Below are 15397 nucleotides of genomic sequence, written 5' to 3'. Positions count from 1 at the left end.
TTTGGCTAGTAACCCGGCCATGAACGAAAGCAAGCACATCGTAACACTCTGGCGTCCTGTCGGCCCCCAGGAACTGGAACTGATCGAGGCTTCAGGCATGCAGGCATTTCCGCCGCGCCTGCCCGAGCAGCCCATTTTCTATCCCGTGACGACCGAAGCCTATGCGGTGCAGATCGCCCGCGACTGGAATGTGCCGGCCAGCGGCTCGGGGTTCGTCACCCGCTTCGACGTCCTCAAGAGCTTTCTCGACCGATACCGCGTCGAGCATGCTGGCAGCAAGGCGCATCTGGAATACTGGATCCCGGCCGAAGATCTCCCTGAATTCAACAAGGCGATCGTCGGCAAGATCGAAGTGACAGCCAGTTTCGGCAAGGACGCCAAGATTTCCGGCTAACACCTCTCAGCCGGCAGCCTTTTTCTTCGCCGCCGCGACCGAAGCGAAACGCTCGCGTGTTTCCTTGCCCTTGCCGGGAATGGTCTTCTGGCGGGCGCGGCCAAACGCCAGCGCATCGTCAGGCACGCTCTCGGTGATGACGCTGCCCGAGGCGATATAGCTGCCCTTGCCAATGGTTAGCGGCGCCACCAGCGAGGAATTCGAGCCGATGAAAGCCCCTTCGCCGATGTCGGTGAAGAACTTCGAGTAGCCGTCATAGTTGCAGGTGATGGTGCCCGCGCCAATGTTGGCGCCCGCACCGACGCGGGCATCGCCGACATAGGTGAGGTGATTGACCTTGGCGCCCTCCTCGATGGTCGCCTTCTTGACCTCGCAGAAATTGCCGACCTTGGCTTTGTTCCTGAGATCGGCGCCGGGCCGCAGCCGCGCGAATGGCCCAACTTCGCAATGCGAGGCGATGGTGGCGCCTTCGAAATGGCTGAAGGCGTGAATCCTGGACGCCGTGCCGATCGTTACGCCCAGCCCGAACCAGACATTGGGTTCGACGATGGTATCGGCGCCGATCTCGGTGTCGTGCGAGAAGTAAACGGTTTCGGGCGCGAGCAGCGTCACGCCGGAAAGCATCGCCGCGCGCCGCCGGCGCGTCTGCCAGATGCCTTCGGCTTCGGCGAGTTCCGCCCGGTTGTTGATGCCGAGCGCGTTTTCGAAGCTCGCCTCGGTGGCGACGACATCAAGGCCTTGCCCACTGGCGATCTCGACAATGTCGGTGAGGTAGTACTCGCCCTTGGCGTTGGTGTTGCCGACCGCGTCGAGCAGCTTCAGTGCCTGGCTGCCGGCCACCGCCATCAGCCCGCCATTGCAGAAGTTTATTGTCCGCTCTTCGTCGGAGCAGTCCTTCTCCTCGCGGATGGCGACCAACTTGCCGCCCTTTTCGATCAGCCGGCCGTAGCCGGTCGGATTCGGCGTGCGAAAGCCGATGACGACGACGGCCGCACCTTCTGCCAGCTTCAGCCGCGCCACGGTCAGCGCGTCCGGATCGATCAGCGGCGTGTCGCCGAACATCACCAGCACATCGTCATAACCCCTTGATATCGCAGCGCGCGCCGCCAGCACGGCATGCGCAGTGCCCAGACGCTGCTCCTGCACGAACGTCTCGGCCTTCGGTGCGAACTTTTGCGCCGCCTTGCGCATCTCGTCGGCGCCATGGCCGATCACAAGTGCCTGGTCCCCGGCGCCAGCAGCCTCAGCCGCCTTCACCACATGGGCGACCATCGGCAGCCCGGCGATCGGGTGCAGCACCTTCGGCAGCGTACTTTTCATGCGCGTGCCTTCGCCGGCGGCGAGGATGACGGACAGGCAGGATCTCTGGCTCATGGGATGGACAACCGTATGAAAGGGATCAGGAATCGGGACTATCTAGCACTGGCGCCATGCTGCACCAATGCGGTTAAATTCCGGTGAGGCGGAACCCTACCCCAGCTGCCCCAGCACCGGAAAGTTCTCCAGCAGCCAGTAGGACGCGGCCTGCACGCCGCCGGTCAGGAAAAACACCCCGGCGACCACTAGCAGCGCGCCAATGGCCTTTTCGACGCGGCCGAGATGGACGCGGAATTTTCCGAGAAAACGCATGAAGGCGCCGGAAAACAGTGCCGCGATCAGGAACGGAATGCCGAGCCCAAGCGAATAGGCGGCGAGCATCAATGCCCCCTCGCCCACCGTCTCGCGACCGCCGGCAAGCGTCAAGATCGGCCCCAGCACCGGGCCGATACACGGCGTCCAGCCGAAGGCGAAGGCCAGCCCCATGACATAGGCGGCGATCAGGCTGGCAGGCTTGCCTTGCGACTGGAAGCGCGCCTCGCGCGACAACAGCGGGATGCGCAATATGCCGAGAAAATTCAGGCCCATCAGGATGATCAGCACGCCGGCGGCCATCGCCAGTTGCTCCTGCCAGACGCGCAGCAGATGACCGATGCTCGAAGCGCCGGCGCCGAGCGCCACGAACACCGTGGAGAAACCGAGCACGAAGGCGAGCGATGAATAGATGAGCGCGCCGCGCGCGCCGGCCTTTGCCGTGGCGCCGGCGTCGCCGCGGAAATCGTCGACCGAGACGCCGGCCATGTAGCAGAGGTAAGGCGGCACCAGCGGCAGCACGCAAGGCGACAGGAACGAGATCGCCCCTGCTCCGATCGCGCTGACATAGCCGATGTCCAATGCCATTTCCGTCTCCTGGTCCTTGCGCTGCCATATAGCCGCGACCGTACCCGTCCGCCAATCACCATCGCGTGGCAAGTCGTCGCCCTGCCCCACGGGATTGACCGGAAGACAGGAATGACCGGGAAGAAACCGCAGCCGGGCGGCGTTTGCAGAACGAGGCCGCGATTTTCCGCGCGCTTCGAGATCACCCAGGGAGATTCCGATGAAAACGATAACAGCAGGCTTGGCCGCGCTTTTGCTCAGCACCGCCGCATCCTTCGCTGCCGAGGCGTGGAAGGAAGCCGAGGTCGGGGGCGTCAAGATCTACACTGATGCCAACGGCATGACGCTCTATACCTATGACAAGGATGAGAAGGGCAAGACCAATTGCTACGACAAATGCGCCACCAACTGGCCGCCGCTGAAGGCCGAGGCCGGTGCCAAGGCGGATGACGAATGGAGCATCGTCGACCGCACCGACGGCACCAAGATGTGGGCGTATGATGGCAAGCCGGTCTACACCTTCATCAAGGACAAGAAGGCCGGCGATACGACAGGCGACGGTGTCGGCGAGGTCTGGCATATCGTCAAGGCCGACTGATTTTCGAACTGGATTCCCGCTTTCATCGGCGGGAAATGGGCTGGCTGCCGGAATCCCCCTCCAAGCCCTCCGGCGGCCAGCCTTTACCTATTGTGACGCTCGATCCGGCAATGGACCTCCGAGTCGTTTCCCGGGGGCCTGAGACACAAAGTGCCCTTGCCCAAAATTCTGTGATTTTCTCCATACACTCTAAGAGTGTATTGCTGCCGCCATCCCCGCAATTTGGGCGCTTCCCCTTGACCGGATGCAAAAGCGCGGCCATGTGAGCGACAAATTGTACGAGATTTCGTCGCGCGCAGCGGAATTCTTCTGCCGCACCACAGCTGATATGAGACCTCATGGACGTCGTCGTCGTCGAATCGCCGGCCAAGGCAAAGACAATCAACAAGTACCTCGGCAAGAACTATAAGGTTCTGGCCTCGTTCGGCCACGTCCGCGATCTGCCGGCCAAGGATGGCTCGGTGCGTCCGGACGAGGATTTCGCCATGTCCTGGGCGGTCGACACCGCCTCGGGCAAGCGGCTCGCCGACATCGCCAAGGCGGTCAAGGACGCCGATGGCCTGATCCTCGCCACCGATCCGGATCGCGAGGGTGAGGCGATTTCCTGGCATGTTCTGGAAGTGCTGAAGCAGAAGCGCGCGCTGAAGGACAAGCCGGTCAGCCGTGTCGTCTTCAACGCCATCACCAAATCGTCGGTGCTGGAAGCGATGGCCAATCCGCGCCAGATCGACGCCCCGCTGGTCGACGCCTATCTCGCCCGCCGCGCACTCGACTATCTCGTCGGCTTCACGCTGTCGCCGGTGCTCTGGCGCAAACTGCCGGGCGCCCGCTCGGCCGGCCGCGTCCAGTCGGTGGCGCTGCGCCTCGTCTGCGACCGCGAATCCGAGATCGAGCGCTTCATCCGCGAGGAATACTGGCAAGTCGCCGCCATCCTCGGCACGCCGCGCAAGGAGAATTTCGAAGCACGGCTGACCGCCTTCGACCGCAAGAAGCTGCAAAAACTCGACATTGCCAACAAGGCGCAGGCCGACGACATCAAGGCGATGCTCGAAGGCGCCACCTTCAAGGCGCTGTCGGTCGAAGCCAAGCCGACCAGGCGCAATCCCGGTCCGCCCTTCACCACCTCGACGCTGCAGCAGGCGGCGTCATCGGGCCTCGGCTTCTCGGCCAGCCGCACCATGCAAGTGGCGCAGCGGCTGTATGAAGGCATGGAAATCGGCGGCGAGACCACCGGCCTGATCACCTATATGCGAACCGACGGCGTGCAGATGGCGCCCGAGGCGATCGCCGCTGCGCGCGACGCCATCGTCAAGGAGTTCGGCCCCAAATACCTGCCGGAAAACCCGCGTCAGTACACCACCAAGGCCAAGAACGCCCAGGAAGCCCACGAGGCGATCCGCCCGACCGATTTCATGCGCACGCCCGCCTCGGTCAGGCAATATCTCGATTCCGACCAGATGCGGCTCTATGAGTTGATCTGGAAGCGCGCCATCTCCAGCCAGATGCAGCCGGCCGAGATCGAGCGCACCACGGTCGAGATCGAGGCGGTCAACGGCCCCCGCACCGCCGAGCTCCGCGCCGTCGGTTCGGTCGTCCGCTTCGACGGCTTCATTGCCGCCTACACCGACCAGAAGGACGACGATGCGGAAGACGAGGAAAACCGCCGTCTGCCCGAAATCCGCGCCGGCGAACAGCTTGCCCGCGAAGCAATCAACGCCACCCAGCACTCCACCGAACCGCCGCCGCGCTATTCCGAAGCGTCGTTGATCAAGAAGCTGGAAGAACTCGGCATCGGCCGTCCGTCGACCTACACGGCGATCCTGAAGACGCTCGAGGACCGCGACTACGTCACCCTCGACAAGCGGCGGCTGGTGCCGCAGGCCAAGGGCCGTCTGCTGTCGGCCTTCCTCGAAAGCTTCTTCCGGCGCTATGTCGAGTATGACTTCACCGCGTCTCTCGAAGAAAAGCTCGACGAGATTTCCGACGGCAAGCTCGCCTGGAAGGACGTGCTGCGCGATTTCTGGAAGGATTTTTCCGGCGCCGTCGCCGATATCAAGGAATTGCGCGTCACCGACGTGCTCGACGCGCTGAACGAAGAACTGGCGCCGCTGGTGTTTCCGGCGCGAGAGGACGGCTCCAACCCGCGCATCTGCCCGAAATGCGGCACCGGCAATCTGTCGCTGAAGCTCGGCAAATTCGGCGCCTTTGTCGGCTGCTCGAACTATCCCGAATGCTCGTTCACCCGCCAGCTCGGCGACGCCGCCAACCCCAATGGCGAGAATGGCGGCGGCGAAGACGGCACCAAGGTGATCGGCAAGGATCCGTACACGGCTGAGGAAATCACGCTGCGCAGCGGTCGCTTCGGACCCTATCTGCAGCGCGGCGACGGCAAGGAGGCCAAGCGCTCCAGCCTGCCCAAGGGCTGGACGGTCGAGTCCATCGACCATGAAAAGGCGCTCGCTCTGCTGTCGCTGCCGCGCGATGTCGGCAAGCATCCGGAGAGCGGCAAGATGATCTCGGCCGGGCTGGGGCGCTACGGTCCGTTCGTGTTGCATGACGGCACCTACGCCAATCTCGAAGGCATCGACGAGGTGTTTTCGATCGGCCTTAACCGCGCCGTTTCGGTGATTGCCGAGAAGCAACTGAAGGGCAAGGGCGGCCGCAATGGCGGCACCGCCGCTGCACTCAAGGAGCTTGGCGACCATCCGGACGGCGGCGGCAAGATCGTCGTGCGCGACGGCAAATACGGGCCCTACGTGAACTTCGGCAAGGTCAATGCGACGCTGCCCAAGGGCAAGGACCCGCAGTCGGTGACGATCGAGGACGCGCTGGCGCTGATCGCCGAGAAGGAAGCCAAGGGCGGCGGCGGCAAGAAGCCTTTCCGCAAGGCGGCAGCGGCCAAGGCCCCGGCAGCCAAGAAGACAGCAACCAAGAAGGCGGCGGCGAAGAAGCCGGCGGCCAAGAAAAAGGGATAAGCAGCGTGGCGCGCAGGATCACCGGTAGAACCCACGGCGATCCGCGCACCGCTGATACCCGCGCCAAGGTCAAGGACGACTATCGCCCGTCCCGCGACGAAATCCTGCGCTACATCGCCGAAAATCCGGACCGTTCCGGGAAGCGCGAGATCGCCAAGGCGTTTGCGCTGCGCGGCGATGACCGCATCTGGCTGAAGGATATCTTGCGCGACCTGCAGGACGAGGGCCTGCTGACCAAGGAGCGCAAGCAACTCGCCCGCGTCGGCGCCCTGCCCCATGTCGCCGTGCTCGACATCTTTGGCCGCGACGGCGACGGCATCCTGTTGGCGCACCCGGCCGAAGCCCTCAGCCCTGGCGAGCCACCCGTCGTCTCGATCCGTGTGTCGCGCGGCGGCAATGGCCCCGCGCCCGGCATCGGCGACCGCGTGCTGGCCAAGACCTTTCCGACCAATGAAGCGACCGGCCCCGCCTATACCGGGCGGGTGATGAAGATCTTCGAGAAGCGCACCGATGCCGTTCTCGGCATCTTTCGCATCTTGCAGGACGGCACTTTTCGCATCGAACCGGTAGAGCGCCGCCAGCCCGAACTGATCGTCGACAAGGAATTCCAGAACGGCGCCAAAAACGGCGATCTGGTCGAGGTCGAGCCAGCGCGGGCCTCCCGCTACGGGCTGCCGAGAGCCAAGGTGCTCAACGTGCTGGGGTCGCTGACCAGCGAAAAGGCGGTCTCGATGATCGCCATCCACGCCCACGACATTCCGCACATTTTTCCGGCCGAAGTCATCGCCGAATCCGAGGCCGTGAAACCGGCCACGCTGGATCACCGCGAGGATTGGCGCGACCTGCCGCTGGTCACCATCGACCCCGCCGACGCCAAGGACCATGACGACGCGGTGTTCGCCACGCCGGATCTTGATGAGAAGAACCCCGGCGGCGTCATCGCCACCGTCGCCATCGCCGATGTCGCCGCCTATGTCCGCTATGGCACCGCACTCGACCGCGAGGCGCTGAAGCGCGGCAATTCGGTCTATTTCCCGGACCGTGTCGTGCCCATGCTGCCCGAGCGCATTTCCAACGATCTCTGCTCGCTGCGCGAAGGCCAGGATCGCCCGGCGCTGGCGGTGCGCATAACGTTTGCCGCCGATGGCCGCAAGCTCAGGCATTCCTTCCACCGCGTCATGATGAAGTCGGCGGCAAAACTCGCCTACCCGCAGGCGCAGGCCGCGATCGATGGGGCGCCCGACGACAAGACCGGCCCGATCCTCGACACCATACTGAAGCCGCTATGGGACGCCTACGGCATCCTGAAGCGTGGCCGCGACGGACGCCAGCCGCTGGAACTCGACCTGCCCGAGCGCAAGATCCTGCTTAAGGAAGACGGCACCGTCGATCGTGTCATCGTCCCGGAACGGCTCGACGCCCACAAGCTAATCGAAGAGTTCATGATCCAGGCCAATGTCGCCGCCGCAGAGGCGCTGGAGGCAAAAAAACAGGAGCTGGTCTACCGCGTCCATGACGCGCCTTCGCTGGCCAAGCAGGAATCGCTGCGCGAGTTCCTGCAGACGCTCGGCCTGTCCTTGGCGCGCGGCGCGCAGATGCGGCCGAGCCAGTTCAACGGCATTCTGGAGCGCGTGCGTGGTGCCGACAATGAGGGGCTGGTCAACGAAGTGGTGCTTCGTTCGCAAAGCCAGGCCGAATATTCGCCCAAGAACATCGGCCATTTCGGCCTCAACCTGAAACGCTACGCGCATTTCACCTCGCCGATCCGCCGCTATGCCGACCTCATCGTGCATCGCGGGCTGATTGCTGCCCTTGGCCTTGGTCCGGGCGGGCTAACGCAGGATGAGGAAGCGCGGCTGGAAGACGTGTCCGTGCTAATCTCCGGCACCGAGCGCCGCGCCATGGCAGCCGAGCGCGACACGGTCGACCGGCTGATCGCCGCCTATCTTGCCGAACGCATCGACGATCGTTTCGACGCGCGCATTTCGGGCGTCACCAAATCGGGACTATTTGTCCAGTTGCCACAATTTGGCGCAGATGGTTTCATCCCGGTGTCAACTCTCGGCGGCGACTACTATATCTACGACGAGACGGCCCGATCGCTCTACGGAGAGCGCACCGGCAAGGGTTATCAGCTTGCCGACCGCGTCGAAGTCCGCCTCATCGAAGTGGCGCCCATGGCCGGCGCAATGCGCTTCGAGATGCTGACCGACCCGAAGCCGCTGCCCGGCTCCAAGCGGTCGTTTCACAAGGCCAAAGGCCGCGCCCGTGCGTCGCAATCGCGTCCAGGCTCGCGCGGCAGGAGACGATGATGCAAAAAGAACTGGGTTTGGAACAAGTCTTCGGTGGCGAACATCACTCCGGCCGGCCCGCCCGCCCGCTATGGACGGCCATGAAGCGCGGCCTGCTTGGCCGCTGCCCGCATTGCGGCGAGGGAAAACTATTCCGCGCCTTCACCAAGACCGTCGACAAATGCGATGTCTGCGGCGAGGACCTTCATCACCACCGCGCCGACGACCTGCCCGCCTATCTCGTGATCGTCATCGTCGGCCACATCGTGCTGGGAGCCTTCATGGGCGTCGAGGCGACGTCGACTTTATCTCTCTGGCAGCACGTCGCCATCTGGGTGCCGCTGACCATTCTTTTGGCGCTGGCGCTCCTGCAACCGGTCAAAGGCGCCGTCATCGGCCTGCAATGGGCGTTCTATATGCACGGCTTCGGCGGCGAAGAAGACAGGATTGAGTCTTATCCCGAGGCTTGAAATCAGGGTTGGCGCAATCGGCCATGGCTGAACGCCACTTTCGCATCCGAGAAGATTCCGCTAAAGCGCGTCGCGTGTGAAGGGATTCATGCGGCGCGCTTTTAATTTGTGTTTTCATGCATGTCGCTGCCCCAAAACCGCTACGCACTTTTGGGCGACATGCATCAGGTCGGACGTATGGACGGGATGACCAAGGCGGAAGTCGACAGGGTTGAACGGCGCGAGATCCCGCTTCACGCCCAGCCTATGCGCCCGCGTGACGCGGCGACGCTTATCCTGCTCGACCGCCAGGGCGATGAGTTTCTGGTGCTGATGGGCCGCCGCCATGCCGGCCACGCCTTCATGCCGGGAAAGTTCGTTTTTCCCGGCGGCCGGACCGATCCAGCCGACAGCCGTATTCCCGTCGCCACCGCCTTGCATCCACAGGAAGAAGCGAATTTGACCGCCGGCGTCGGCCGCACGAGCCTGGCGCGCGCCCGCGCCATTGCGCTCTCGGCGATCCGCGAAACCTATGAGGAAGCTGGCCTGCTCATCGGCCAGAAAGGCGCCTTTGCGACCGACAAGCGAGATTGGCAGGGGTTTGTCGAGCACGGCGTAACGCCTTCGCTGTCAGCGCTGCGCTTCATTGCCCGCGCCATCACACCACCCAACCGGGTGCGCCGTTTCGACACGCGCTTCCTTAGCGCCTGGCGCAGCGATGTGGTGGTCGAATTGCCGGGTGGCGGCCCGACCAACGAGCTTGAGGAACTGGTCTGGTTGCCGCTGGCCAAGGCCAGGGAAGCCGACATACCTGACATCACCCGCATGATCCTGGACGAGCTGCGGACGCGCCTTGCCCATGATCCGCTGCTGCGTCCGGGCGGTTCGGTGCCCTTCTACCGGCTGGTCCGCAACCGCTTCACCCGCGAAATTCTGTAAAGCATCGAGTAATCAGGCATCTCATGACGGTCGATACCCAACCACAGGGCGACGAACGCGTACACTGGCTGCCGATGATCGCGGCGATCTCGTCGATCAGCGTCGTCGGCATCGCCATCGGCCTCGGCATGCCGCTGCTCAGCGTCATCCTGGAAACACGCGGCCATTCGGCCTCGATGATCGGCCTCAACACCGCGGTCGCCGGCCTGGCCTCGATCGCCGGTGCCCCGCTCGCCACCCCGCTTGCCATGCGCTTCGGCGTTGCCTGGACGATGATCGCCATGATTGTTGCCGGCGCGCTGGCCTTCATCGGTTTCCATTTCGCGCCGGATTTCTGGATGTGGTTTCCGCTCCGCATCGTGCTGCACATCGCGCTGACGGTGCTGTTCATCCTGTCGGAGTTCTGGATCAGCACCTCGGCGCCGCCGCATCGGCGTGGCCTGGTTCTCGGCATCTACGCCACCGTCCTGTCGCTCGGCTTCGCCGCGGGACCGTGGATATTCGCCCATCTCGGCAGCTCCGGCTTCGCGCCCTTCGGCGTCATCATCGGATTGGTGGCGCTGGCCGCCGTACCGGTGCTGGCCGCGCGGAACGAAAGCCCCACCATTGTGGCCGACGGCGAGACCAGCAATTTCCTGCGCTACATCTGGCTGGTGCCGACGGCGACCGCCGCCGTGCTGGTGTTCGGCGCCGTCGAAACCGGCGGTTTTGCGCTGTTCCCGGTCTACGGCAACCGCATCGGCTACTCCGAGGCTGACGCCGCCCTGCTGCTGACCATGATCGGCCTCGGCAACGTGCTGTTGCAGATCCCGATCGGCATGATCAGCGACCGCGTCTCAGACCGCCGCTATCTGCTTCTGGCCTGCGCCATCGTTGGACTTGCCGGCACCATCTTCATGCCGTTCTTCGCGCAGAACTGGCATCTGATGGCGGCACTTCTGTTCGTCTGGGGCGGCGTGGTCGCGGCCATGTACACGATCGGCCTCGCCCATCTCGGCTCGCAGCTTTCCGGTCACGAACTGGCATCCGCCAACGCCGCCTTCGTGCTCTGCTACGGCGTCGGCATGGTGCTGGGGCCGCAGGCGATCGGCATCGGCATGGACGCTTTTGGACCGTCAGGTTTCGGTTGGGCGCTCGGCCTGTTCTTCGGCGCCTATATCGCCCTGGTCGGCTTCAGGCTCTTGCGAAAGTTTCTGTAGCGCACGGCATTAGCCGCCAGCCCATGGCGGCAGGCTGCGGCTGCTGACAGAACCGTGTCAGGAGCCTGCGGCTAAAAGAGTGTCCTCGAAAACTCCTGAGTTGAGGATATCTCCATGATCGACAGCGGCTTTGAAACCACATCCCTTCGAATGACGCTTCTGCTGCTCGTAACCTTTCAGGCGCCGGCCGCAGATGTCGACCGCATCATGGACGCGGTGGTCGCCATCGTGCCGTTGGTCATGGGTAAATATGACCGCAATGCCTATCAGTCGGCGCACGGCATCGAACGCTACCGGCCTCTGGAAGGCGCTGCCGCGGGTCCCGAGACCGAACTGCGGCGTCGCCCGGGCACGGTGGAGGTCTCGTTCGAATTGCCCGATGACCAGGCACTGGCCTCCCGGGTGGTTGAGGCAATTTTCCAGGCGCACTCCTATCAGGAGCCGGTGATCCGCATTCAGCCGATCCTCGCCAGCCGCTCCAAGGGGCTGGACGACCAGGCCAATCCGAATCGCTGGTGGAACACCACCGGAGACTGGAAGAAGGCCGCCTCGCCGCTCAAGGAAGACGCCTGACAACGGGGAACGGTCAAGCTTCGGACCGGCTTGGGAATTCGTGACCAAGCCGCGCGGGCTTGACTTTCAGGGCGCATTCTTTATGTGTCGCGCCAAGTTTCCCGCGTCCGGGTGTTTCCCCGTGCTCCAGCGGCCAAAACTCCACCAACACAACGGACGAACATCATGGCCAAAGCCGCAAATATCAAGATCAAGCTTCTGTCGACCGCCGACACCGGTTTCTTCTACGTGACCAGCAAGAACAGTCGCACCAAGACCGACAAGCTGTCGTTCCGCAAGTACGACCCGGTCGCCAAGAAGCACGTCGAATTCAAGGAAACCAAGATCAAGTAATCTGGTTTCTTTCCGCGATAACGAAAACGCCGCCCATTGGGCGGCGTTTTTGTTTCAGGACGCTGAAAAGCACGAGGTTTCCGAATCTTGGCGCAGAGCCCTGATGTTGTCCTTTTGAAAAAAGGGGGCCGGTCGGCGATTGGCAGCGGTACGAGGAGGCCACTATGTGCCAGCGCCGGCCGGCCGACCCCACGGACCCAGGAGATGCGGCGGACCTGAGCATCATGGGGTATTTTTCGGATCGATCCGGCAATCTGTCCTCGCGCCGGCTCCGTCTATGGGCTGCACATTTGCGCAACAGCTTATGGAAATCAACAGTTTCTTAACCAAGGCTCCCGAATCACTTGGATTAAGGTAAATTCCTAACCCTGTCGGCTTGACTGGATAATCGGGCGCCGGCCCCTGAGCATGATGAGAAAAAATCATACTCGAACACCAAGATAGAACCCCATCTCGGTTCTATCTTGAAGGAACGGGCCCTACGCCGCCTTGGCGACGACGCGATTGCGGCCGCCGCTCTTGGCTTCGTAGAGCGCAAGATCAGCGCGCTTCATCAGTGCCGCGACCGTATCCGCCCCCTTGAGCACCGACGACACGCCGACGCTGACGGTGACTTCGACCGTCTTGCCTTCATGACCGACGGCAAACGGCAACTGGGCGATTTCGGCGCGAATGCGTTCGGCGACCTTTTCGGCGACAGCGCCATCCGTGTCCGGCATCACCACCACGAACTCCTCGCCGCCGAAGCGGCAGGCAAGGTCGATGCCGCGCACATTCTTGCGCAGCCGTCGAGCGAATTCGCGCAGCACGGCATCGCCGCCGTCATGACCATACGCGTCGTTGATGGTCTTGAAGCGGTCGAGATCGGTGATCATCACCGACAAGGGCCGTCGCCGCGCCACAGCGCGATCGAACAGCGTCTGCAGATGGCTGTCGAGGTAGCGGCGGTTGTGCAGGCCGGTCAGCCCATCGGTCACCGCCATCTCGATGGTCTGGGTGACGCTGGCGCGGAGCTGGTCGTTGTAGCGCTTGCGGCGCACCTGCGTGCGCAACCGCGCCAGCAGCTCCTGCTGGTCTATGGGCCGCATCAAATAGTCGTTGATGCCGAGTTCGAGGCCGCGGATGATGCGCCCCTCCTCGCCTTCTTGGGCCAGGAGGATGATCGGCAGGAAGCGGGTGCGATCGAGCGAACGCAACTGTGAACACAGCCGAAGCGGATCGAAATCGGCAAAGGCCGTCGAGATCATGACGCATTCATAGGGCGCTTCGGCAGCCTGGAAGAACCCTGCATGCGGATCGGTGGCAATGTCGAGATCGGCACTGTCGCGCAGCATCTTCTGGACGCGCTCAACTGAGGATTTGCGCTCGTCGATCAAAAGAACCTTTGGCGTCACGTCTTCGGACGTGAAGGTGCGGCTCAGGAGCTCCTCGATGCCGATATTGCGTGTGGTCGAGGCGCGCAGGCGCAATTCGTCGGTCAGCGACTTCAGCCTCACCAAGCTTTTCACGCGCGTCATCAGCTGCAGGTCATTGACCGGCTTGGTCAGGAAATCGTCGGCGCCGGCCTCGAGACCACGCACCCTGTCCGCAACCTGGTCGAGTGCGGTGATCATCACCACCGGGATATGCGAAGTCGCCGGATCACTCTTCAGCCGCCTGCAGACCTCGAACCCATCCATGTCAGGCATCATCACGTCGAGCAGCACGACATCGACCTTGCCGTTTTCGCAGGTCTCGATCGCGTCCGGTCCGTTGGAGGCGGTCAGCACGTCGAAATACTCGGCCAGCAGCCGGGCTTCGAGCAGCTTCACATTGGCAGGGATGTCGTCGACGACGAGGATCCGCGCAGTCATGTCATGAGGCTCCAGCTCGGTAGGCGATGCGCATCAGGCGTCGCCCAGGTAGGATTTGATGGTTTCGATGAAACGCGGCACCGAGATCGGCTTGGAAATATACGCCTCGCAACCGCCTTGCCGAATACGCTCCTCGTCGCCCTTCATGGCAAACGCGGTGACGGCAATGACCGGGATGGAGTGGAGGTCATCGTCCTCCTTCAGCCATTTGGTCACTTCCAGGCCTGACACTTCGGGCAGCTGGATATCCATCAAGATGAGATCGGGCCTGTGCTGGCGCGCCAGATCGAGCGCTTCCAGACCGTTGCGCGTGCGCACCGTCTCATAGCCGCTTGCTTCGATGAGGTCCCGAAAGAGCTTCATGTTGAGCTCGTTGTCCTCGACGATCATGACCTTCTTAGGCATCGATTTCCCGTCCCGGCCGGCCTTCAATCCGAAGCCTGCCGTCATGCGCCCTTTGCCGGAGCACACCAAACCCGCGTTCACTCTAAGGCAATATGATTGACGAAACGCAAACCCGCGGCCGCAAAAGCCATTCGGATTTCCGCCTCGAAAACCGCATTGGACCGGGGCAGTGGCTTGCCGCAGGCGACGCTAGCGATTACTCCGGAAAAGAGACTCATTTCCGCACCCAGAAGGTAGTGATGGCAAACGCAGCGTCAATGCGCGAGGAAGCTGAAACCATTGCCGTGAAGGCATTGGGCTTCGTCGCCGCCGATCCGGAGCTGCTGCCACGCTTCCTGGCGATCACCGGCATCGAGGCACATTCCATCCGGCGGGCCGCCAGCGAGCCGGGATTCCTCGCCGGCGTGCTGCAGTTCATCCTCGCCCACGAACCGACCTTGTTGCGCTTCGCCGAGGAAACCGGCACGCCGCCGGCCTCCGTCGGCAAGGCCTTGCGCGCACTGCCACTTGGCGGCGACGATCATGAGCATTCGATATGAGCGATGATCCCGAAACCGCGCGCCAGATCGAGGAACTGGCCGCCGACGACCGGCCGCTGCTGGTGCTCGACGTCGACGATGTCGTGCTCGAATTCATCCGGCCGTTCCCGCGTTTTCTCCAGTCGCGCGGCTTCGAGCTGACGCTGGCCTCCTTCCGCCTCACCGGCAACATTGCCGAAACGGCGAGCGGCCGTCTGATCGAGCAGGCGGAAGTGACGGATCTTCTGGGTGATTTCTTTGATTCGCAGGCCGACTGGCAGAGCGTCACCGACGGCGCCGCGCAGGCTCTTTCGAGCCTCGGTGATCGCGCCGAAATCATCCTGCTGACAGCCATGCCGCACAAACATCGCGCGGTGCGCCGCGCCCATCTCGACGCGCTCGGGCTGAACCATCCGCTTTTGACCACCGAAATGGCCAAGGGCCCGGCGGTGGCCAAATTGCGCGGCAACAAGGGCCGGCCAGTGGCCTTCGTCGACGACCAGCCGCACAATCTGGTGTCGGTGCGCAGCGCCGTTGCCGACGCCCACCTCTTCCACCTCATGGCCGACAATTCGCTGCGCGCCTTCCTGCCGCCGGTGTCGGACGACATCGTCGTCGTTGAGGATTGGCATGACGCTATGCCGAGGATTGCATCAGCCCTCGGGCTCTAAAAG

15 protein-coding genes are annotated in these 15397 nt (G+C 63.1%); 11 read left to right on the top strand and 4 right to left on the bottom strand.

All coding sequences use genetic code 11. The annotated features are described in order from the left end of the window. Positions 1 to 19: 19 nt before the first annotated feature. Entirely contained in the window at positions 20 to 394 is a 375-nt protein-coding gene (locus AC1DX6_RS13990; RefSeq protein ID WP_477314228.1) for an ADP-ribosylation/crystallin J1, read from the top strand. 6 nt (positions 395 to 400) lie between these two features. Here AC1DX6_RS13990 and glmU read toward each other — a convergent pair whose 3' ends face one another. Together glmU and AC1DX6_RS13980 are read right to left on the bottom strand one after the other, a co-directional pair. After that, a complete protein-coding gene (gene glmU, locus AC1DX6_RS13985; protein WP_477314226.1) occupies positions 401 to 1768 on the bottom strand; it encodes a bifunctional UDP-N-acetylglucosamine diphosphorylase/glucosamine-1-phosphate N-acetyltransferase GlmU in 1368 nt (455 codons plus the stop codon). A 96-nt stretch (positions 1769 to 1864) separates the two neighbouring features. Then, on the bottom strand, positions 1865 to 2611 hold the full coding sequence (locus AC1DX6_RS13980; protein ID WP_477314224.1) for a cytochrome c biogenesis CcdA family protein: 747 nt from the start codon (positions 2609 to 2611) through the stop codon (positions 1865 to 1867). Between the two features lie 199 nt (positions 2612 to 2810). Here AC1DX6_RS13980 and AC1DX6_RS13975 point away from each other — a divergent pair, with 199 nt between their 5' ends. The 8 genes from AC1DX6_RS13975 to rpmG all read left to right on the top strand — a co-directional run bounded on the left by AC1DX6_RS13975 (position 2811) and on the right by rpmG (position 11947). Further along, positions 2811 to 3188, top strand: coding sequence for a COG4315 family predicted lipoprotein (locus AC1DX6_RS13975; RefSeq protein ID WP_477247308.1), 378 nt, complete (start codon positions 2811 to 2813; stop codon positions 3186 to 3188). A gap of 338 nt (positions 3189 to 3526) precedes the next feature. Beyond that, complete coding sequence (gene topA, locus AC1DX6_RS13970; RefSeq protein ID WP_477314222.1) at positions 3527 to 6163, top strand: type I DNA topoisomerase; 2637 nt, start codon at positions 3527 to 3529, stop codon at positions 6161 to 6163. Positions 6164 to 6168: 5 nt separating this feature from the next. Continuing rightward, positions 6169 to 8475 (top strand): ribonuclease R, encoded by a 2307-nt coding sequence (rnr, locus tag AC1DX6_RS13965; RefSeq protein WP_477314220.1) that lies wholly within the window; start codon positions 6169 to 6171, stop codon positions 8473 to 8475. Continuing rightward, positions 8475 to 8924, top strand: coding sequence for a DUF983 domain-containing protein (locus AC1DX6_RS13960; protein WP_477314218.1), 450 nt, complete (start codon positions 8475 to 8477; stop codon positions 8922 to 8924). Before rnr ends, AC1DX6_RS13960 begins: the two co-directional genes overlap by 1 nt. Before the next feature lie 177 nt (positions 8925 to 9101). Then, positions 9102 to 9842 (top strand): NUDIX hydrolase, encoded by a 741-nt coding sequence (locus AC1DX6_RS13955; protein WP_477315105.1) that lies wholly within the window; start codon positions 9102 to 9104, stop codon positions 9840 to 9842. Between the two features lie 23 nt (positions 9843 to 9865). Continuing rightward, a complete protein-coding gene (locus AC1DX6_RS13950; RefSeq protein ID WP_477314216.1) occupies positions 9866 to 11041 on the top strand; it encodes an MFS transporter in 1176 nt (391 codons plus the stop codon). 114 nt (positions 11042 to 11155) lie between these two features. Continuing rightward, entirely contained in the window at positions 11156 to 11614 is a 459-nt protein-coding gene (locus AC1DX6_RS13945) for a YqfO family protein (RefSeq protein ID WP_477314214.1), read from the top strand. Between the two features lie 165 nt (positions 11615 to 11779). Continuing rightward, the gene (gene rpmG / locus AC1DX6_RS13940) at positions 11780 to 11947 is read left to right on the top strand and encodes a 50S ribosomal protein L33 (RefSeq protein ID WP_006201775.1); all 168 of its coding nucleotides are present in this window, start codon (positions 11780 to 11782) and stop codon (positions 11945 to 11947) included. A 479-nt stretch (positions 11948 to 12426) separates the two neighbouring features. Here the strand turns inward: rpmG and AC1DX6_RS13935 are convergent, their stop codons facing one another. Further along, positions 12427 to 13800, bottom strand: a complete 1374-nt coding sequence (locus tag AC1DX6_RS13935; RefSeq protein ID WP_477314212.1) for a PleD family two-component system response regulator — start codon at positions 13798 to 13800, stop codon at positions 12427 to 12429. A 33-nt stretch (positions 13801 to 13833) separates the two neighbouring features. Continuing rightward, positions 13834 to 14205 carry a response regulator gene (locus AC1DX6_RS13930; RefSeq protein ID WP_023667574.1) on the bottom strand — a complete coding sequence of 124 codons (372 nt, stop codon included), beginning with the start codon at positions 14203 to 14205 and terminating at the stop codon, positions 13834 to 13836. 239 nt (positions 14206 to 14444) lie between these two features. Here AC1DX6_RS13930 and AC1DX6_RS13925 point away from each other — a divergent pair, with 239 nt between their 5' ends. Both AC1DX6_RS13925 and AC1DX6_RS13920 read left to right on the top strand, forming a co-directional pair. Further along, positions 14445 to 14744, top strand: a complete 300-nt coding sequence (locus AC1DX6_RS13925; RefSeq protein WP_112564834.1) for a DUF3572 domain-containing protein — start codon at positions 14445 to 14447, stop codon at positions 14742 to 14744. Then, on the top strand, positions 14741 to 15394 hold the full coding sequence (locus AC1DX6_RS13920; protein WP_477314210.1) for a hypothetical protein: 654 nt from the start codon (positions 14741 to 14743) through the stop codon (positions 15392 to 15394). The genes AC1DX6_RS13925 and AC1DX6_RS13920 overlap by 4 nt, the downstream gene beginning before the upstream one ends. Positions 15395 to 15397 lie beyond the last annotated feature (3 nt).

It is taken from the genome of Mesorhizobium sp. P2_C4, assembly GCF_056404575.1.
Note: the sequence above shows the minus strand (reverse complement) of the source record. Positions and strands in the feature narration are given on the sequence as shown.

What these genes read in the sequence shown, in the direction of transcription:
- AC1DX6_RS13990 (WP_477314228.1), top strand. Translation starts at nt 20, where the DNA reads ATGAACGAAAGCAAGCACATCGTAACACTCTGGCGTCCTGTCGGCCCC.
- glmU (WP_477314226.1), bottom strand. Translation starts at nt 1,768, where the DNA reads ATGAGCCAGAGATCCTGCCTGTCCGTCATCCTCGCCGCCGGCGAAGGC.
- AC1DX6_RS13980 (WP_477314224.1), bottom strand. Translation starts at nt 2,611, where the DNA reads ATGGCATTGGACATCGGCTATGTCAGCGCGATCGGAGCAGGGGCGATC.
- AC1DX6_RS13975 (WP_477247308.1), top strand. Translation starts at nt 2,811, where the DNA reads ATGAAAACGATAACAGCAGGCTTGGCCGCGCTTTTGCTCAGCACCGCC.
- topA (WP_477314222.1), top strand. Translation starts at nt 3,527, where the DNA reads ATGGACGTCGTCGTCGTCGAATCGCCGGCCAAGGCAAAGACAATCAAC.
- AC1DX6_RS13960 (WP_477314218.1), top strand. Translation starts at nt 8,475, where the DNA reads ATGCAAAAAGAACTGGGTTTGGAACAAGTCTTCGGTGGCGAACATCAC.
- AC1DX6_RS13955 (WP_477315105.1), top strand. Translation starts at nt 9,102, where the DNA reads ATGGACGGGATGACCAAGGCGGAAGTCGACAGGGTTGAACGGCGCGAG.
- AC1DX6_RS13950 (WP_477314216.1), top strand. Translation starts at nt 9,866, where the DNA reads ATGACGGTCGATACCCAACCACAGGGCGACGAACGCGTACACTGGCTG.
- AC1DX6_RS13945 (WP_477314214.1), top strand. Translation starts at nt 11,156, where the DNA reads ATGATCGACAGCGGCTTTGAAACCACATCCCTTCGAATGACGCTTCTG.
- rpmG (WP_006201775.1), top strand. Translation starts at nt 11,780, where the DNA reads ATGGCCAAAGCCGCAAATATCAAGATCAAGCTTCTGTCGACCGCCGAC.
- AC1DX6_RS13935 (WP_477314212.1), bottom strand. Translation starts at nt 13,800, where the DNA reads ATGACTGCGCGGATCCTCGTCGTCGACGACATCCCTGCCAATGTGAAG.
- AC1DX6_RS13930 (WP_023667574.1), bottom strand. Translation starts at nt 14,205, where the DNA reads ATGCCTAAGAAGGTCATGATCGTCGAGGACAACGAGCTCAACATGAAG.
- AC1DX6_RS13925 (WP_112564834.1), top strand. Translation starts at nt 14,445, where the DNA reads ATGGCAAACGCAGCGTCAATGCGCGAGGAAGCTGAAACCATTGCCGTG.
- AC1DX6_RS13920 (WP_477314210.1), top strand. Translation starts at nt 14,741, where the DNA reads ATGAGCGATGATCCCGAAACCGCGCGCCAGATCGAGGAACTGGCCGCC.